The organism is Oerskovia flava (assembly GCF_026163685.1).
GTDB lineage: Bacteria > Actinomycetota > Actinomycetes > Actinomycetales > Cellulomonadaceae > Oerskovia_A > Oerskovia_A flava.
The window spans coordinates 131,226-148,537 of record NZ_JAOXSR010000004.1 but is presented as its reverse complement, the minus strand read 5'-3'; the positions used below and the strand labels follow the sequence as shown (position 1 = coordinate 148,537).

The following is a 17,312-nucleotide window of genomic DNA, read 5'->3' as shown; positions in this document are numbered from 1 at the left end:
CGCACCCATACCTCGAGATGGCCTGGAATTCCGCGATTTTGGGTGAAGGGTGCCCGGCCGTTGCGCCCCGTTTGCCTCAGGTAGACGTCCCGTGAAGATGGCCCGGAGGCGCGGGGTGAGAACAGGTCCGCCAACCCGTCCCACCGCTCCGGAGGGCCTAGGCTGGTTGATGTCCGACCCCGGACGACCGACCAAGGTTCCAATCGCGATCTGTGGTGAAAGTGGGCGATCCTCGCGTGTCCCCGAAGGCTGAGTCAGAGTCGATCAGCGCCGTGAGTACGGTGTTCGGCGCCAACGAATGGCTCGTCGACGAGCTCTACGAGCAGTATCTCCAGGACAAGAACGCGGTCGACCCCGCGTGGTGGGACTTCTTCGCGGACTACCGGCCGGGCGAGAAGTCGGGCGACGAGACCGCCGCGGCCGCACCGTCGGCAGCCGAGGCGAACGGGAGCAGCGCGCCGACGACGTCCGAGAAGTCCCCGGCTCCCGCCCAGAAGACGGCAGCGACGCCGGCGCCCTCGGACGGCAAGCCCGCCGAGAGCACCAAGCCTGCCGAGCGTGCCGCGACCACCGAGGGCTCCGCCGCCGCCGAGGCGGCCCAGCGTCCGCAGGCCCCCGTCGTGCCGGCCGACCCCGAGGTCAGCGCCGCGGCCCCTGCGCTCGAGGAGCCCCGACCCGTCGCCACGGCCCAGCCGGCGACGGCACCCTACGCCCAGGTCCCGGCATCGAAGGTCACCGGGGACGACGACGAGGCGAAGGACGACATCCAGAAGCTCCGCGGGCCCGCCGCGCGTGTCGTGACCAACATGGAGTCGAGCCTCTCGGTCCCCACCGCGACCTCGGTGCGCGCCGTGCCGGCGAAGCTCATGGTCGACAACCGGATCGTCATCAACAACCACCTGGCACGCGGCCGCGGCGGCAAGATCTCCTTCACCCACCTCATCGGGTTCGCGCTCGTCGAGGCGCTCGCCGACATGCCTGCCATGAACGCGAGCTACACCGAGCTCGACGGCAAGCCGGCCATCAACCAGCCGGCCCACGTGAACTTCGGTCTCGCGATCGACCTCGCGAAGCCGGACGGCACCCGTCAGCTCCTGGTCCCGAGCATCAAGAAGGCCGAGACCATGGACTTCGCCCAGTTCTGGGCGGCCTATGAGGACCTCGTCCGGCGCGCGCGCGGCAACAAGCTGGGTGTGCCGGACTTCCAGGGAACGACGATCTCGCTGACCAACCCGGGCGGCATCGGCACGGTCCACTCCGTGCCCCGTCTGATGCAGGGTCAGGGCACCATCATCGGTGTCGGCGCGATGGACTACCCCGCGGAGTTCGCCGGCGCGTCCGTCGAGCAGCTGGCGCGTCTCGGCGTCTCGAAGGTCCTGACGATCACGTCGACCTACGACCACCGCATCATCCAGGGTGCCCAGTCGGGCGAGTTCCTGCGGATGCTCGGCACGAAGCTCATCGGTGAGGACGGGTTCTACGACCGCGTCTTCGCCGCTCTGCGGATCCCGTACGAGCCCGTGCGATGGGTCCGGGACAACACCACGAACACCGAGATCGAGGCGGCGAAGCCGGCCAAGATCGCCGAGCTCGTCCACTCGTACCGTTCGCGCGGGCACCTCATGGCGGACACCGACCCGCTCGCCTACCGCCAGCGCAAGCACCCCGACCTGGACATCCAGAACCACGACCTCACCCTGTGGGACCTGGACCGCTCCTTCCCGACCGGTGGCTTCGGCGGCAAGACGCGCTCGTCGCTGCGCGACATCCTCGGCCTGCTGCGCGACTCCTACTGCCGGACCATCGGTGTGGAGTACATGCATGTCGCCGACCGGACGCAGCGTCGCTGGCTCCAGGAGCGGCTCGAGTCGGGGTACGCCCGCACGCCGCGCGAGGACCAGCTCCGCATCCTGCGCCGGCTGAACTCGGCCGAGGCGTTCGAGACCTTCCTGCAGACCAAGTTCGTCGGGCAGAAGCGCTTCTCGCTCGAGGGCGGCGAATCCGTCATCCCGCTGCTCGACGCCGTGCTGTCCCGTGCCGCCGAGGGTGGCCTGGACGAGGTCGCGATCGGGATGGCCCACCGCGGGCGCCTCAACGTGCTGGCGAACATCGCGGGCAAGAGCTACGGGCAGATCTTCGCCGAGTTCGAGGGGAACATCGACCCGAAGAGCGTGCAGGGCTCGGGGGACGTCAAGTACCACCTCGGCACCGAGGGCACGTTCACGGCCGAGTCCGGCGCCACGACCCGCGTCTACCTCGCAGCGAACCCGTCGCACCTCGAGGCCGTCGACCCCGTCCTCGAGGGCATCGTCCGCGCGAAGCAGGACCGGATCGACCTCGGTGGTGACGGCTTCTCCGTCCTGCCGATCCTCATCCACGGCGACGCCGCGTTCGCCGGCCAGGGCGTGGTCCCCGAGGTGCTCAACCTGGCCCAGCTCCGCGGGTACCGCACCGGCGGCACGATCCACGTCATCATCAACAACCAGGTCGGCTTCACCACCGGCCCGTCCTCGTCCCGCTCGACGACGTACGCGACCGACGTGGCCAAGGGCTACCAGGTGCCGATCTTCCACGTGAACGGGGACGACCCCGAGGCGTGCGTCCGGGTGGCCGAGCTGGCGTTCGCGTTCCGCGAGCAGTTCGACCAGGACGTCATCATCGACATGATCTGCTACCGCCGCCGCGGTCACAACGAGGGCGACGACCCGTCGATGACCCAGCCGCTCATGTACAACCTCATCGAGGCCAAGCGCTCCGTGCGCAAGCTCTACACGGAGAACCTCGTCGCCCGCGGGGACATCACCCTCGAGGAGGCCGAGCACGTCTTGCAGGACTACCAGAGCCAGCTCGAGCGCGTCTTCACGGAGACCAAGGAGGGCGGGTACACTCCGCCGGCCCGCACCGAGCCGATCGCCGGTCTGGAGCGACCCGAGTCCCAGCTCGAGGACGCCGGCACGATGGTCGGGTGGAAGACGTCGGTCGACCGCTCGGTCCTCGAGCGCGTGGGCCAGGTCCACGTCACCTCGCCCGAGGGCTTCACCGTGCACCCGAAGCTCGCCCAGCTGCTGGACAAGCGCCGCCAGATGTCGACCTCCGGCGGGATCGACTGGGGCTACGGCGAGCTCCTCGCGTTCGGCTCGCTGCTCATGGAGGGCACCCCGGTGCGCCTCGCCGGGCAGGACTCGCGACGCGGGACGTTCGTGCAGCGCCACGCCGTCCTGCACGACCGGGACACGGGCGCCGAGTGGACGCCGCTGCTGTACCTGTCGGCGGACCAGGCGAAGTTCTGGATCTACGACTCGTCGCTCTCGGAGTACGCAGCGCTCGGCTTCGAGTACGGATACTCGGTGGAGCGTCCGGACGCCCTCGTCCTGTGGGAGGCGCAGTTCGGCGACTTCGTCAACGGCGCCCAGACCGTGATCGACGAGTTCATCTCCTCCGCGGAGCAGAAGTGGGGCCAGAACTCCTCGGTCGTCATGCTCCTGCCGCACGGGTACGAGGGCCAGGGCCCTGACCACTCGTCGGCACGCGTCGAGCGCTTCCTGCAGCTCGCCGCGGAGGACAACATGACGGTCGCGCAGCCGTCGACGCCCGCGTCGTACTTCCACCTGCTGCGGCGTCAGGCCTACGACCGTCCGCGTCGCCCGCTCGTCGTCTTCACGCCCAAGCAGCTCCTGCGCCTGAAGGCGGCCGCATCCTCGGTCGAGGACTTCACCCAGGGCACCTTTATGCCGGTGATCCCGGACGCCACCGCCGACCCGGCGAAGGTCGACCGCGTCCTGCTGTGCACCGGTCGGGTCTACTACGACCTCCTCGCCGAGCGCACCAAGCGCCAGGACGAGGCCGTCGCGATCGTCCGTCTCGAGCAGCTCTACCCGCTCGACACGGCCGCGATCCGTGCGGAGCTGGCGAAGTACGACGGCGCGCAGATCGTCTGGGTGCAGGACGAGCCGGAGAACCAGGGCGCCTGGTCCTTCATCCACATCAACCTGCCGGAGGACCTGCCCCGCGTGCAGGTCGTCGCCCGGCCGGCGTCGGCCTCGACCGCGGCGGGCACCGCGAAGAAGCACCAGGCCGAGCAGGCCGTGCTCATCGAGCAGGCGTTCGCCCACTGACCTCGAGGTCGGCGGCACCCAGCACGAGCCGGTAGCAGCATGGCGAAGGGCCCCTCCCACGGGAGGGGCCCTTCGCCGTGCGTGCCGCGCCGGTCAACGGCTCCCGGTCACCAGCGGTCGTGGATCTGGGCGCGCAGGTGCTCGTCGTAGATCTCGCGCACGCCGGAGACGAACAGCGGGCCGAGGGCGTCCACCGTGCCGGCCGCGGCGTTCGCACGTGCCTGCTCGACGCTGCGCGCGCCGGGTATCACGGTCGAGATGCCCGGCTGCTGCCAGGCCCAGGCGATCGCCGCCTGCGCGGGCGTGACGTCGGGTCCCAGCCTGTCGTGCACCAGCGCGGTGAACTCCCCCGCGGCGCGCAGCCCGGTCTCGTAGTCGACCCCGGAGAAGGTCTCGCCGACGTCGAACGCGCTGCCGTCGCGGTTGTAGCTGCGGTGGTCGCTGTCGGCGAAGGTCGTGTCCTTCGTGTACTTCCCGGACAGCAGGCCCGAGGCCAGGGGCACCCGGGCGATGACACCGATCCCTGCGTCCGAGGCGGCCGGCAGCACCTTCTCGAGAGGCTTGAGGCGGAAGGCGTTGACGATGATCTGCACGGTCGCGACCCCCGGTCGCGAGATCGCGGTCAGCGCCTCGTCGACGGTCTCCACGCTCACGCCGTAGGCGGCGATCGCACCGTCGGCCACGAGGGTGTCGAGGGCGTCGTAGACAGCGTCCTGCGAGTACACAGCCGTCGGCGGGCAGTGGAGCTGCACGAGGTCGAGCCGGTCCGTGCGCAGGTTCCGTCGTGAGCGGTCGATCCACTCGCGGAACGACTCGAGGGTGAAGTTCGCCGGATCCTGCTCCGCGCGACGACCCATCTTCGTGGCCACCGTGATGTTCAGGTCCGGGTTGTCGGCGAGGTAGCCACCGATGATCTGCTCGCTGCGACCGTCCCCGTAGACGTCCGCCGTGTCGAAGAAGGTCACGCCCGCCTCTGCGGACGCGTCGAGCACCGCGCGGGCGTCGTCCTCGCTGACGTCTCCCCAGTCCGCCCCCAGCTGCCAGGTTCCCAGTCCGACGACCGAGACCAGCCGTCCAGTGCGTCCGAGCACCTGTCGTTCCATCGTTCCTCCTCGTGCTTCGACGGGGCGATGTCCCCGCCCCGGGACAACTCTCTCCTCCCGGAGACGGTTGCGCACGCAGTACCGTATGTGAACGTGAACACCACCGCACCCTCCGGCACACAGCTCCGGATCGCCCACGGCGCCCACCGCGCCACCATCACCCAGGTCGGCGCAGCCGTCCGCGAGTACGACGTCGACGGCCGCCCGGTCTTCGTGCCGTTCCGCGAGGACCAGATCGCCCCGGCGTTCAACGGTTCGGTCCTGCTGCCGTGGCCGAACCGCCTGCGGGACGGCTCGTACTCCTACGACGGCACCGACTACCAGGTGCCGGTCTCCGAGCCCGGCCGAGGAACTGCCCTGCACGGGCTGACCTGCTGGCAGCGCTGGGACGTCGTCGAGCACACCGCCTCGATCGCGACCCTGCAGATCGACCTGCCGCCGTCGCCCGGCTACCCGTTCGCCCTGCGCGCCCGAGCCACCTACGTCCTCGACGACGGCGGGCTCACCGTCACGGTGCGGACCACCAACATCGGCGACAGGACCGCGCCCTACGGGGTGGGCTTCCACCCGTGGCTGTCCCCGAACGGCGCGACGCTCGACGAGTGCACGCTGCGCCTGGACGCGAGCACCCGCGTGACGACCGACGAGCGCCTCCTGCCCACGGGCACGGAGCCGGCGACAGGCGGCTTCGACCTGCGCGAGCCCCGCAACCTCACGGGCGTGGACCTCGACGACGCGTACGTCGACGTGGTGCGCGACGACGCGGGCCTCTCCTGGATGCAGCTGGCGGCCCCCGACGGTCGCACGGCCGCCGTCTGGATGGACGGCTCGATGGACACCTGGCAGGTCTGCACCGGAGACCACGTCAACCCGGTCTCCGCCCGTCGCACGGGTGTGGCCGCCGAGCCGATGTCCTGCGTGGCCGACGCCTTCCGCACGGGCGAGCGCCTGGTGCACCTCGCGCCCGGTGCCGAGCACACCGTCACGTGGGGCGCGACGCTCCTGTGACGCGCCGGGTGCCGTGCGACGACACGCCCGGCACCCGGTCACAGGTCGCCCCTCGACCGGTTCCCGGTGGACAATGGCGTTCGTGACCGACGCGACGCACCCCGAACTGCGCATCTGTGTCGTCGGCGACGAGCTCAGTGCAGGCGTCGGCGACGCCAAGGGCCTCGGCTGGGCCGGGCGGGTCGTCGCCCGTACCCGGTTCGCCGGCGCGGCGATGGTGTTCCCGCTCGCCATCCCGGGCGAAACGACGACGGCGCTCAGCCAGCGCTGGGAGCTCGAGACGAGCCGCCGGTTCAGCAACGAGCCCACGGTGGACAACCGGCTGGTCGTCGCGCTGGGCCGCCACGACCTCGACGCAGGCCTCTCGGTCGCCCGGTCCCGGTTGAACCTCGCGAACATCCTCGACGTCGCCGAGTCGCGGCGGCTGGAGACGTTCGTCGTCGGGCCGCCGCCCGGGCACCCGGCGGACGCCGAGCGCCTGGGCGAGCTCTCGACGGCGTTCAGCGACGTGGCGAACCGCAGGCGCGTGCCGTACGTCGACACCTTCGGCCCGCTCGTCACGCACGAGCAGTGGCTCGCCGACCTCGCCACGAGCGGCGACGGCTACCCCGGGCAGGCCGGCTACGGCCTCATGGCCTGGCTCGTGCTGCACACGGGCTGGCACTCCTGGCTGGGCCTGCCCGACGACGCGGCCTGACCACGCCGCCGGGCGCGGGTCAGCCGCGCGAGACGGGTCAGCCGCGCGAGACGGTGACCGTCCCGGAGACGGTGCTCGTCGAGAGATAGGCGGCAGGGGCGCCCGACTCGTGGTCGACGTGGTCCACCGACGTGGTGCGCTGCGCGTCACCGGGCAGCTGTGCGCCGTCGAGGACGACCTTGCCGCTCACGCTCCGTGCCCGCAGGTTGACACCGGTCCCCGCTCCCAGGCGGACGCTGACGGCGCCCGAGACGGTCTTGGCCGTGACCAGGGGGGTCGTCTGCGGCGAGACGATCGACACGGCGGACGAGACCGTGTTGACCGACACCCGGCCGAGGCGCCCGGCCAGGGCGACGGCACCCGACGTCGTGCTCACGCGCGCGTCGCCCGTGTGCTCGGTGACGTCGACCGGCCCGGAGACCGTCTTGACCGTCAGCGGGGCCGCCGTGCCGGCGGTGCGCACGGCTCCGGTGACGGTGCTCGCCGAGAGGGCGGCGCGGGTCCCGGTGACGGTCACGCGGGCACCGACCGCCACGGCCCGGACGGGCACGGTCGCGGGGACGGTCAGGCGGACCACGGCGGAGTCCTTGTCCCGCAGGCCACGCACGCGGTCGACCAGGCCCTCGATGCCGGCGAAGTCGTAGGCGACCCGGAGCTCGCCGTCGCGCAGGGTGATGTACAGCGGGCGGGAGGAGACCTCCTGGACCTCGACGTGCACACCCTGGTGGCGAGCGGGGTCGGCGACGACGTCGACCGCTCCGCCCGTGAGCTGGACGACGAGCGAACGGACGTCCGCGACGTCGAAGCTCTGCGCGGCGGAGACGGTCCACGACTCCGTGCCGGGTACCGAGCGACCGTTGGTGTGCTGGTCGGCCGGCTGGTCGGTGGGGCCGTCGGTGGGCTGGTAGGCGTCGTACGTCATGGTGGCGCTCCTTCTGGGTGCTGGTGGTACCGGGTGTCGTTCGTTCGGGTTGGTCGGGTGGTCGGTCGGGTGGGTCGGTCGGGACACTCAGCGCAGCGTCGCGCGCACGGCCGTCCGTGCGCCGTCGAGCACGGTGCGGAGCGTGTCGAGGGTCAGGTCGCTCACGGTGCTCGCGGCGTCGGCGCGGCGCAGGTCCGCCCGGATCTCGTCGCGGAACCGGACGAGCAGCGCCTCCGCGTCCATCCGGCGCGCGTAGGACTCGCGTCGTCGAGGATCGGGCGCCGCCCCGGGTGGGGCGGGTCGGGGGCGGGCCCGGGCGTCCTGCGCCGCGGCCGCGAGCTCCGCGCGCAGCCCGCGCATCGAGCCCTGGACGTCGGCACGCAGCTCCTGCGCGCGCTGGCGCACCGTCTCGGCGATGCCGTGCTCGAGCGCCGCGACGTCGGCCGCCCGGGCGTCCACCTCGGCCCGGCCGGCAGGCGTGAGCTCGTAGGTGGACTTCCGGCCGTCGGCGCTGCGGCGCACCAGCCCTTCGTCCTCCAGCCGCGCCAGGCGCGGGTAGATCGTCCCGGCGCTCGGCCGGTACGTGCCGCCGAACCGGTCGGAGAGCTCGGTGATGAGCTCGTAGCCATGCTTGGGCCCGGCGCCGAGGAGGGCCAGGAGGTAGAGCCGGAGCTCGCCGTGCGCGAAGACGGAGGACATCAGCGGTCCTCGACGTCGCCGCGTACCCGGTGGTCGTCCGCACCGCCGGGCGACCCCCACGAGGAGGCGACGTCGCCCGACACGGCGGGCTCCGCGGGTCGCACGGGCGCCCCCCGCAGGATCGTGACGTTGCCGGACACCGCGGTCACGCTCACGGGCCGGGCCGGGTCGCCGTCGCCACCGGAGAGAGCACCCGGACCGGGGCGTTTGAACGACCCCGCCGCCGTGCGGTACTCGACCCCGTCGATCAGCAGCCGCCCGCTGACGCAGCGCGCCGTGTAGCTCATCGCGTCCGGGTCGGGCAGCCGGACGAGGACGTCCGCCGAGACGGCGTTGACCGACAGGGCGTCGGGCGTGCTCCGCGTGTCGATCGTCACGGCGCCGGAGACCGTGTCGAGCCGGACGTCGGTCAGCGCGCCCGTCGCCGTGAGGTCGCCGGATACCGACTCCATGGTCAGGCTGCCCTCGTGGTCGCTCACGGTCACCTCGCCCGAGACGGTGTCGACGGCGAGCGCGCCGGTCGAGTCCGCGACCATCAGGGTGCCGGCGACGGTGGCGACGCGCGCACCCTGGCGTGCGCCCGCCACGAGACCGTCTCCCCGCACCGTCGCGACCCGGACGTCCGCGTCCGCCGGCACCGCGACGTAGACGTCGACCGAGTCCTTGCCGCTGTAGGTGCGGAACCGGTCGAGGAAGTTCTTCCACCCGGTGCCGTCGAACGTGTAGCCGACGCGCAGGGTGCCGCCGTCCAACCGGATCTCCAGGGGGCGGCCGTCGACGTCGTGCACCTCGATACGCGCGCCCCGCTCGGCCGGGTCCTCGTGGGCGACGACGTCGATCCGGCCGTTCATGATCGTCGCGTCGAGGCGGACGACCTCGGCGAGGTCGAGGATCTGGGGACCGGTGACGGTCCAGGTCTCGCGCGGCGTCTGCGTGGTCACGGTGCTCCTCGGTCTCCGTGCCCACCGGGCGCCTCGTCGACGGGGCGTCGACGGATCGCGGTGGGCGGCACGCGATATATCGCGTTCTGCGAGACACGATATATCGCGTTCTGCGGGAGGGCAAGGGTCCGTGTGTGGGACCATGGAGCAGACCACGACGTCCGCGCGCCGCGAAGGTGGCGCCGGGACGTCGACACGCTGAGAAGCGGTGAGGAGAGAGACCATGAGCAAGCGCGGACGCAAGCGTCGTAGCCGCAAGGGCAACGCAGCGAACCACGGCAAGCGCCCCAACGCCTGAGAGCCCGCCCGTCGAGGGCGCGATCAGGCGCCCTCCGGGCGAGTGCCCACCGCCGAGAGGCGGTGCACGACAAGGGCCCTGTCCCCCACCACGGTGGAGGACAGGGCCCTTGTCGTCGTGCCGTCGCCGCCTGGTGCTCGATCTACTGCTCGATGACCGTCGTCGTGCGGAGCACGGTGAACTGCGCGTGGATGCGTGCGCGGAGCTGCGCCGGCGCCTGCTCGTGGCACGAGCGGCGCACGAGCTGCTTGACGATCTCCTCGGCGCTGAGCTCGGCCAGGCACGGGGAGCAGTGCGCGACGTGCGCCCGCATCCGCAGCTCGTCGTCCGGCGTCATCTCGGAGTCCAGGAACTCGTAGAGGTGCGAGAGCGCGTGCTCGCACTCCGACTCACCCTCGGTCGAGTGCGGGATCGGCGTCACGGGTTCCTCGGCGCCACGCGCCGACGTCTCGTGCTGACTCACGACTCACCTCCGGGCTTCGAGCCCACCAGTCCACGGTCTGCCGCGTAGTCGCTCAGCAGCTCGCGCAGCTGGCGCCGCCCGCGGTGCAGCCGCGACATGACCGTTCCGATCGGAGTCCCCATGATCTCCGCGATCTCCTTGTAGGGGAAGCCCTCGACGTCCGCGTAGTAGACGACCATGCGGCGGTCCTCGGGGAGTTCCTGCAACGCCCGCTTGACGTCCGAGTCCGGGAGACGGTCGAGCGCCTCGGCCTCCGCGGAGCGCAGTCCCTGCGACGTGTGCGAGGCGGCCCGGGCGATCTGCCAGTCCTCGATGTCCTCGGCCTGGGACTGCTGGGGCTCCCGCTGCTTCTTGCGGTAGGTGTTGATGAACGTGTTCGTGAGGATCCGGTACAACCACGCCTTGAGGTTGGTGTCCGGCCGGTACTGGTGGAACGCCGCGAACGCCTTCGCGAACGTCTCCTGGACCAGGTCCTCGGCGTCCGACGGGTTGCGGGTCATCCGCAGGGCCGCCGAGTACAGCTGGTCGAGGTACTGCAGCGCATCCCGCTCGAAGCGCGCGGCACGCGCCGCATCGCTCTCCGCCGCAGGTGCGCGGTTGGTCTCGGTGCCCTCGGCGTCGCTCTCGGCGCCGCCTGCACCCTCCGTGGTTCGCTCAGTCATCAGCAACGAGCCTAGACCCCCGATCGATGGGTTGTTCGGTGAGACGCCCGGGACCCCCAGCGGGTGCACCGCGTGCGGCACGCCCGACCCGCGCGCCGGGCCGGCGCCGGCCTCCAGGCCGGGAGATGCGGGAGCAAGGAGTACAGGGGTCACGATCGGTGCAACCTCGACGCTGCCGCCCGCATTCCCGCTCGGCGCCCCCGCCTCCCCGCGCTGCCGGGAGCAGGTGAGGAGAGGCAATCATGGGGTGTGCCCGACGCCGGAGATCGGTAGCGTGCAGGGCATGACCACCTCTGACAGCCCGTCACGTTTCCTCACCCTGCTGCGCGAGCAGGTGGGCCACGAGTTCGACGCGCACCAGCAGTACATCGCGATCGCCGTGTGGTTCGACTCCCACGACCTGCCGCAGCTCGCGGCGCACTTCTACCGCCAGGCGGTCGAGGAGCGCAACCACGGCATGATGATCGTCCAGTACCACCTCGACCGGGACCTGCCCATCGAGATCCCCGGCACGGGGAGCGTCCGCAACGAGTTCAACGACGTCGTGGAGCCCCTCCAGCTCGCGCTCGACCAGGAGCGCCAGGTCACGGCCCAGATCGAGGCGATCTTCCGTGCCGCCCGCGACGAGGGCGACGCCCTCGGCGAGCAGTTCCTCCTGTGGTTCCTCAAGGAGCAGGTCGAGGAGGTCGCGTCCGCCTCCACGCTGCTGACCGTGGCCCAGCGGGCCGGGGACAACCTGTTCGACCTGGAGAACTACGTCGCCCGCGAGCAGATCGGCGACGGCGGCGAGTCGGCCGACGCGCCCGAGGCCGCCGGCGGGGCGCTCTGAGCCGCACCCACCGACCTGCGGGTCGCCACCCGGACCGCACCGGGTGGCGACCCGTTCGCCGATAGGACACGCTGGGAACGGAACGTCGCGCGCCGGACGGCGCCGCGACCCGCCCGCACGACGAGTACCCGAGGAGAGCGCATGCTGCTGCGTCACGTCGCGAGGCCGATGCTGGCCTGCTGGTTCATCTACGACGGCGCGCAGGCCGCCCTCCGGCCGGCCGAGCACGTGCGCGCGGCACGCGAGGGCATCGAGCTCGTCACGGACACCGGCGACCTGGGCGAACGGGTCGGGCTCGACACCCGGCTGAGCGACCGCCAGGTCTCGTCCCTCGTGCGGGTCCACGGCGTCGCGACGGTCGTCGCCGGCCTCTTCCTGGCCACCGGCAAGGCGCCTCGGGTGGCGGCGCTCACGCTCGCCGGGCTCGCGGTGCCGCTCGCGGTGGCGAACCAGCCCTTCACCGGCGGGGAGGCCACCCGCGCAGAGCGGACCGCGAAGTTCGCGAAGAACCTCGGTGCGATCGGCGCCGCCCTCATCGCCGGGGCCGACTACGAGGGCCGACCGGGTGTGCAGTGGCGGGTCGCGAAGGCGCGCCACGACCTGGCACGCGCCAAGGACGCCCGGCAGGACGCCGTCGTCGCCGCCACCAAGAGCGCTGCGCACGACGTCTCCCGCTCCGCCCGCAAGGCGGCTCGCACGACGACGAAGAAGACCCGCAAGGCTGTGCACGACGCCGCGGCGTCGGTCCGCTCGACGGTCTGACGTCGCGTCGAGCAGACGCAGGTCGCCGCGGCGGGTCGTCCGTCGGCCGGATGACCGGGCGCCGTGTGCTCGCGCTCCACTAGCCTGGGGACCATGACCGTCGCCTCCCCTGCCGCCGCACCTCAGCCCTCGGACCCGTCCACGGACGACTGGGCGGCGCCCACGGCGACAGCGGCGCTCGACGCGACGGTCGAGGTGCCGGGGTCCAAGTCCCTCACCAACCGGTTGCTGGTGCTCGCCGCACTGGCGGACGGTCCCGGAGTCCTGCGCGGAGCCCTGCGCAGCCGCGACGCCGACCTGATGATCGCCGCGCTGCGCAGCCTCGGGACGGGAGTCACCGAGGGCGCCGCTCCCAGCGAGCTGCACGTCACGCCCGCGCCGCTGCACGGCCCCGCCGCGGTCGACTGCGGTCTCGCGGGTACCGTCATGCGGTTCCTCCCGCCCGTCGCGGCGCTGGCCACGGGCGAGGTCGCCTTCGACGGCGACCCGGGCGCCCGGGTCCGTCCGATGGGCCCGGTCCTCGCAGCCCTGCAGGCGCTCGGCGTCACCATCGAGGGGACGCCCACGACCCTGCCGTTCACCCTGACCGGGCGCGGGCACGTGCGCGGCGGGTCCGTCGACATCGACGCCTCCGCCTCGAGCCAGTTCGTCTCGGGTCTGCTCCTCGCCGCGGCGCGCTACGACCAGGGACTGACCGTCCGGCACACGGGCAGGACGCTGCCGAGCATGCCCCACATCGACATGACGGTCGAGGTGCTGCGGCAGGTCGGCGTCCAGGTCGACGACAGCCGGCCCGCGATCTGGCGCGTCGAGCCCGGCCCGATCGCCGCCCGCGACGTCCAGGTCGAGCCCGACCTCTCGAACGCCGGACCGTTCCTCGCCGCCGCCCTCGTCGCTGGCGGCACCGTCCGGGTGCCCGGCTGGCCGACGTCGACCACCCAGCCCGGCGCGATGCTCGCCGACCTCCTCACCACCATGGGCGGGACCGCCGAGCTCACGGGCGACGTGATGACCGTGCGCGGGACGGGTGAGGTGCGGGGCATCGACGTCGACCTGCACGAGTGCGGCGAGCTCGCCCCGACGATCGCCGCACTCGCCGCGCTCGCCGACTCCCCCAGCCGGCTGCGCGGCATCGCGCACCTGCGCGGGCACGAGACCGACCGGCTCGCGGCTCTGTCCACCGAGATCACCCGGCTCGGCGGGCAGGCTGAGCAGACGCACGACGGTCTCGTCATCACCCCGCGCCCCCTGCACGGCGGGCTGGTCCGGACGTACCACGACCACCGCATGGCGACGTCGGGCGCCCTCCTCGGGCTGCGCGTCGCGGGTGTCACGGTCGAGGACGTCGGCACGACCGCGAAGACTCTGCCGGGCTTCACGGGCCTGTGGTCACGGATGCTCGGGGCGACGAGCGCCTGATGGCCCGACGCGTCCCGGACGAGTCCGACTTCCGCTCCCGGCCGGGCAAGCGCGGCAGCCGGCCGCGCACCAAGCAGCGCCCGGCGCACACCGAGGCCGTCTCCGCCCTCGTCACAGGCGTCGACCGCGGCCGCTACACACTGCTCGTCGACGAGGGCGCGCCCGACGAACGGGTCGTGCTCGCGATGAAGGCCCGGGAGATCGGCCGCACGCGCGTCGTCTGCGGTGACCGGGTCGACGTCGTCGGGGACGTCACCGGCGAGGACGGCTCCCTCGGGCGCATCGTGCGGATCCAGGACCGCAGCGCGGTCCTGCGGCGCACCGCCGACGACACCGACCCCTACGAGCGGATCATCGTCGCGAACGCCGACCAGCTCGTCATCGTCACCGCGCTCGCCGAGCCCGAGCCACGCACCCGCATGATCGACAGGTGCGTGGTCGCGGCGTACGACGCCGGGATGGACGTCCTGCTCTGCCTCACCAAGGCCGACCTCGCCGACCCGGCCCCGCTGCGCGAGCTCTACGAGCCGCTCGGGGTCTCGGTCGTGGTGACCCACCGGGTGCCCGACACCACGCACCCCTCCGGCTGGGGCGTCGCACCGCTCGCAGCCGTCCGGGACCAGCTCGAGGGGCGCACGTCCGTCCTCGTGGGCCACTCGGGGGTCGGGAAGTCGACCCTCGTCAACGCGCTCGTCCCCGACGCCCTGCGCGCGGTCGGGGTCGTCAACGACGTCACCGGACGAGGACGGCACACCTCGACCTCCGCCGTGGCGCTCCGGCTGCGGGCGGAGGACGGCGCACCGGCGGGGTGGGTCATCGACACCCCGGGCGTCCGGTCGTTCGGCCTCGCCCACGTCGAGGTCGGGCACCTGCTGCGCGCCTTCGACGACCTCGACGAGGTCGCGGCCCGGTGCCCCCGTGGCTGTACCCACCTCGACGACGCCCCGGACTGCGCGCTCGACGAGTGGATCGAGGACTCCGCCAAGGACGTTCGCGACGCCCGGGCCGCCCGGCTCGAGTCGTTCCGACGGTTGCTCACCGCACGAACGGCCGCCGCCTAGGCTGGCGCACATCACCTCAGGGGGCCGGCACCACCACCCCGCACCGACCGATCATCACCGTCGACGGGCGTGCGCAGGTCCACCGGCCCGCGCGTCCCGGGCGAGGCGAGCACCCCGCCCCCCGTCCATTGAGTACGGTGTGAGCCATGACCCGGACGTACGAGGACGACCTGCGCCTCGCCCATGTGATCGCCGACCAGGTCGACTCGCACACGATGTCCCGCTTCAAGGCGCTCGACCTCGCGGTCGAGTCGAAGCCGGACAACACCCCCGTCTCCGACGCGGACCGTGCCGCCGAGGAGATCATCCGCAGCCACCTCGGCCGCGCCCGCGGACGGGACGCGATCGTCGGGGAGGAGTACGGCGAGACCGGGCACGGCGCCCGACGCTGGATCGTCGACCCGATCGACGGCACCAAGAACTTCGTGCGTGGCGTCCCCGTCTGGGCGACGCTCATCGCCCTGGCGGACGGCGACGAGATCGTCGTCGGCCTCGTGTCCGCTCCGGCCCTCGGACGTCGCTGGTGGGCCGCGACCGGGACGGGCGCATGGACGGGCAAGTCGCTGGCCGCCGCGTCCAGGCTCCACGTCTCGGGGGTCTCACGGCTCGCCGACGCGTCGCTGTCGTACTCCTCGCTGTCCGGCTGGGAGGAGCGAGGCACCCTCGACGCGTTCGTCGGCCTCACGCGCGACATGTGGCGCACCCGCGCCTACGGCGACTTCTGGTCGTACATGCTCCTGGCGGAGGGCGCGGTCGACGCCGCCGCGGAACCCGAGCTCGAGCTGTACGACATGGCCGCCCTCGTGCCCATCGTCACGGAAGCCGGTGGCCGCTTCACCTCGCTCGACGGCGTCGACGGACCCTGGGGCGGCAACGCCGTCGCCACCAACGGGCTGCTGCACGACGAGGTCCTCGGCCGCCTGGGGTGACCGGTATGCTCCGACGCCGCGGACCCGTCCGCCCCGTCCTCGGCACGGCCGTGCTGCTCGCGCTCGTCGCCTGCGGACCCGCTCCGGCGGACCCGACCCTTCCCGAGTCCCCCGCGCTCCCGACGACGCCGACCACGACACCGAGGACGGACTCCGGGCCCGACACGGAGGCGGAGACCGAGGCCGAGGCCGAGGTCGAGGTCGAGGTCGAGGCACTCGGGATCGACCTGACCGCGCACTCCACGTCCGACCCCGACAGCCCGTGGGTGGTCGTCAACCCGGACCGCGCGTTCGATCCCCTCGATCACGAACCCGACGACCTGGTCACGGTCCAGGGGCACCAGGTGCGGAAGATGGTGGCCGGCGACCTGCGCACACTGCTGGACGCCGCCCGCGAGGACGGTGTGCACGTCACCCTCACGAGCGCGTTCCGCTCGTACGAGGCGCAGCACCGGGCGCACGCAGGGGCCATCGCCCGCAACGGCCGGGTGGTGGGAGAGCAGATCTCGGCGAGGCCGGGTCACAGCGAGCACCAGAGCGGGCTCGCCGTGGACTTCGGCAGCAGCACGCGGCCGGGGTGCAACCTCGCCCGCCTCTGCTTCGACGAGACGGTCGAGGCGGTCTGGCTCGCCGAGCACGCGAGCCGCCACGGGTTCATCCTGCGCTACGCCCCCGGACAGGAGTCCGTCACGGGGTATCTGTCGGAGGGGTGGCACTTCCGGTGGGTCGGTCGCGAGCTCGCCACCTGGATGCAGGACGAGGGACTCACGACGCTGGAAGACGTGTTCGGCCTGCCACCCGCTGGCTCGGCGGACGACTGACGGTCACGTCAGGCGGCCAAGACCTCAGCCGTCGACGCGCGGGACGTCCCGCAGCTCCGACCAGTCGTACCAGAGCAGGTCGCGGTCGGTGACGCGCTCGAGCGCCGCGTCGAGTGCGGCGTCGGCCTGCGGGTCGTCGGCGTCGGCCGCGGCGAGTACGGCCGCGATGTCCTCGGCGGCCTCGACCTCGTCGACGTGCACACACACGACGGGGGCGTCGGAGACCGTGCGGACGACCTCCACCGCGCTCGGCGCGAGCTCGTCGTCGTCCTCGGCGCCCACACCGACACCGGCCGCAGGGTCGACGCGGACCTGGACCGCGCCGTCGGGCACCTCGAGCGTCACCACGAGGCGCTGTCGTGGTGCCCCCGGTCGCGCAGCGACGAGCGTGAGCGAGTCGTCCGCCGCCTCGAGCGCCGCGGTGAACTCCAGCCCTTCGTCATCCTCGTCCGGCAGGGCGCGCACCAGCGCCGTGGTCACCGCGTGGGCGGCACGGGGCGCGAGCGTCCACCGGGCGCCGGTCGGCGTGACGGTGACGTCGTCGAGCTCGTCGAGGGTGGCGGGCAGGTAGATGCGCATGGGA

At 72.3% G+C, this 17,312-nt stretch carries 17 protein-coding genes; 10 read left to right on the top strand and 7 right to left on the bottom strand.

The annotated features are described in order from the left end of the window. The first annotated feature begins 236 nt into the window (after window positions 1-236). Window positions 237-4,115 (top strand): multifunctional oxoglutarate decarboxylase/oxoglutarate dehydrogenase thiamine pyrophosphate-binding subunit/dihydrolipoyllysine-residue succinyltransferase subunit, encoded by a 3,879-nt coding sequence (locus OHL10_RS09040; RefSeq protein WP_265521870.1) that lies wholly within the window; start codon window positions 237-239, stop codon window positions 4,113-4,115. Between the two features lie 107 nt (window positions 4,116-4,222). Here OHL10_RS09040 and OHL10_RS09035 read toward each other — a convergent pair whose 3' ends face one another. Beyond that, window positions 4,223-5,218, bottom strand: coding sequence for an aldo/keto reductase (locus tag OHL10_RS09035; protein ID WP_265521869.1), 996 nt, complete (start codon window positions 5,216-5,218; stop codon window positions 4,223-4,225). A 93-nt stretch (window positions 5,219-5,311) separates the two neighbouring features. Here OHL10_RS09035 and OHL10_RS09030 point away from each other — a divergent pair, with 93 nt between their 5' ends. After that, window positions 5,312-6,226: an aldose 1-epimerase family protein gene (locus OHL10_RS09030; protein ID WP_322645539.1), complete on the top strand. Its 915-nt coding sequence runs from the start codon at window positions 5,312-5,314 to the stop codon at window positions 6,224-6,226. 82 nt (window positions 6,227-6,308) lie between these two features. Further along, window positions 6,309-6,923, top strand: a complete 615-nt coding sequence (locus OHL10_RS09025; protein ID WP_425498982.1) for a GDSL-type esterase/lipase family protein — start codon at window positions 6,309-6,311, stop codon at window positions 6,921-6,923. Window positions 6,924-6,960: 37 nt separating this feature from the next. On the opposite strand, the gene OHL10_RS09020 is transcribed toward OHL10_RS09025, so the two are convergent. The 3 genes from OHL10_RS09020 to OHL10_RS09010 all read right to left on the bottom strand — a co-directional run bounded on the left by OHL10_RS09020 (window position 6,961) and on the right by OHL10_RS09010 (window position 9,485). Beyond that, window positions 6,961-7,845 (bottom strand): DUF4097 family beta strand repeat-containing protein, encoded by an 885-nt coding sequence (locus tag OHL10_RS09020; protein WP_265521866.1) that lies wholly within the window; start codon window positions 7,843-7,845, stop codon window positions 6,961-6,963. 87 nt (window positions 7,846-7,932) lie between these two features. Then, window positions 7,933-8,544 (bottom strand): PadR family transcriptional regulator, encoded by a 612-nt coding sequence (locus OHL10_RS09015; RefSeq protein ID WP_265521865.1) that lies wholly within the window; start codon window positions 8,542-8,544, stop codon window positions 7,933-7,935. Continuing rightward, complete coding sequence (locus OHL10_RS09010; RefSeq protein ID WP_265521864.1) at window positions 8,544-9,485, bottom strand: DUF4097 family beta strand repeat-containing protein; 942 nt, start codon at window positions 9,483-9,485, stop codon at window positions 8,544-8,546. The genes OHL10_RS09015 and OHL10_RS09010 overlap by 1 nt, the downstream gene beginning before the upstream one ends. Before the next feature lie 223 nt (window positions 9,486-9,708). On the opposite strand from OHL10_RS09010, the gene OHL10_RS18730 reads away from it, so the two are divergent. Then, a complete protein-coding gene (locus OHL10_RS18730; RefSeq protein WP_099052597.1) occupies window positions 9,709-9,783 on the top strand; it encodes a 50S ribosomal protein bL37 in 75 nt (24 codons plus the stop codon). 142 nt (window positions 9,784-9,925) lie between these two features. Here OHL10_RS18730 and rsrA read toward each other — a convergent pair whose 3' ends face one another. Further along, complete coding sequence (gene rsrA, locus OHL10_RS09005; protein ID WP_265521863.1) at window positions 9,926-10,246, bottom strand: mycothiol system anti-sigma-R factor; 321 nt, start codon at window positions 10,244-10,246, stop codon at window positions 9,926-9,928. Continuing rightward, complete coding sequence (locus OHL10_RS09000; protein ID WP_425498986.1) at window positions 10,243-11,025, bottom strand: sigma-70 family RNA polymerase sigma factor; 783 nt, start codon at window positions 11,023-11,025, stop codon at window positions 10,243-10,245. The genes rsrA and OHL10_RS09000 overlap by 4 nt, the downstream gene beginning before the upstream one ends. Window positions 11,026-11,191: 166 nt before the next feature. On the opposite strand from OHL10_RS09000, the gene OHL10_RS08995 reads away from it, so the two are divergent. The 6 genes from OHL10_RS08995 (at window position 11,192) to OHL10_RS08970 (ending at window position 16,729) form a co-directional block, all read left to right on the top strand. Then, window positions 11,192-11,737 (top strand): ferritin, encoded by a 546-nt coding sequence (locus tag OHL10_RS08995; protein ID WP_265521861.1) that lies wholly within the window; start codon window positions 11,192-11,194, stop codon window positions 11,735-11,737. Window positions 11,738-11,878: 141 nt separating this feature from the next. After that, window positions 11,879-12,499: a DoxX family membrane protein gene (locus OHL10_RS08990; protein ID WP_265521860.1), complete on the top strand. Its 621-nt coding sequence runs from the start codon at window positions 11,879-11,881 to the stop codon at window positions 12,497-12,499. Window positions 12,500-12,592: 93 nt separating this feature from the next. Further along, entirely contained in the window at window positions 12,593-13,918 is a 1,326-nt protein-coding gene (gene aroA / locus OHL10_RS08985) for a 3-phosphoshikimate 1-carboxyvinyltransferase (RefSeq protein ID WP_265521859.1), read from the top strand. Continuing rightward, window positions 13,918-14,979: a ribosome small subunit-dependent GTPase A gene (gene rsgA / locus OHL10_RS08980; RefSeq protein ID WP_265521858.1), complete on the top strand. Its 1,062-nt coding sequence runs from the start codon at window positions 13,918-13,920 to the stop codon at window positions 14,977-14,979. Before aroA ends, rsgA begins: the two co-directional genes overlap by 1 nt. 146 nt (window positions 14,980-15,125) lie before the next feature. Then, on the top strand, window positions 15,126-15,908 hold the full coding sequence (gene hisN, locus OHL10_RS08975) for a histidinol-phosphatase (protein WP_265521857.1): 783 nt from the start codon (window positions 15,126-15,128) through the stop codon (window positions 15,906-15,908). Between the two features lie 5 nt (window positions 15,909-15,913). Then, on the top strand, window positions 15,914-16,729 hold the full coding sequence (locus tag OHL10_RS08970; RefSeq protein WP_265521856.1) for a M15 family metallopeptidase: 816 nt from the start codon (window positions 15,914-15,916) through the stop codon (window positions 16,727-16,729). 24 nt (window positions 16,730-16,753) lie between these two features. Here the strand turns inward: OHL10_RS08970 and OHL10_RS08965 are convergent, their stop codons facing one another. Further along, on the bottom strand, window positions 16,754-17,308 hold the full coding sequence (locus OHL10_RS08965) for a DUF6912 family protein (RefSeq protein ID WP_265521855.1): 555 nt from the start codon (window positions 17,306-17,308) through the stop codon (window positions 16,754-16,756). Window positions 17,309-17,312 lie beyond the last annotated feature (4 nt).

What these genes read in the sequence shown, in the direction of transcription:
- OHL10_RS09020 (WP_265521866.1), bottom strand. Translation starts at nt 7,845, where the DNA reads ATGACGTACGACGCCTACCAGCCCACCGACGGCCCCACCGACCAGCCG.
- OHL10_RS08965 (WP_265521855.1), bottom strand. Translation starts at nt 17,308, where the DNA reads ATGCGCATCTACCTGCCCGCCACCCTCGACGAGCTCGACGACGTCACC.
- OHL10_RS08970 (WP_265521856.1), top strand. Translation starts at nt 15,914, where the DNA reads ATGCTCCGACGCCGCGGACCCGTCCGCCCCGTCCTCGGCACGGCCGTG.
- OHL10_RS09035 (WP_265521869.1), bottom strand. Translation starts at nt 5,218, where the DNA reads ATGGAACGACAGGTGCTCGGACGCACTGGACGGCTGGTCTCGGTCGTC.
- aroA (WP_265521859.1), top strand. Translation starts at nt 12,593, where the DNA reads ATGACCGTCGCCTCCCCTGCCGCCGCACCTCAGCCCTCGGACCCGTCC.
- hisN (WP_265521857.1), top strand. Translation starts at nt 15,126, where the DNA reads ATGACCCGGACGTACGAGGACGACCTGCGCCTCGCCCATGTGATCGCC.
- OHL10_RS08990 (WP_265521860.1), top strand. Translation starts at nt 11,879, where the DNA reads ATGCTGCTGCGTCACGTCGCGAGGCCGATGCTGGCCTGCTGGTTCATC.
- OHL10_RS09015 (WP_265521865.1), bottom strand. Translation starts at nt 8,544, where the DNA reads ATGTCCTCCGTCTTCGCGCACGGCGAGCTCCGGCTCTACCTCCTGGCC.
- OHL10_RS08995 (WP_265521861.1), top strand. Translation starts at nt 11,192, where the DNA reads ATGACCACCTCTGACAGCCCGTCACGTTTCCTCACCCTGCTGCGCGAG.
- rsgA (WP_265521858.1), top strand. Translation starts at nt 13,918, where the DNA reads ATGGCCCGACGCGTCCCGGACGAGTCCGACTTCCGCTCCCGGCCGGGC.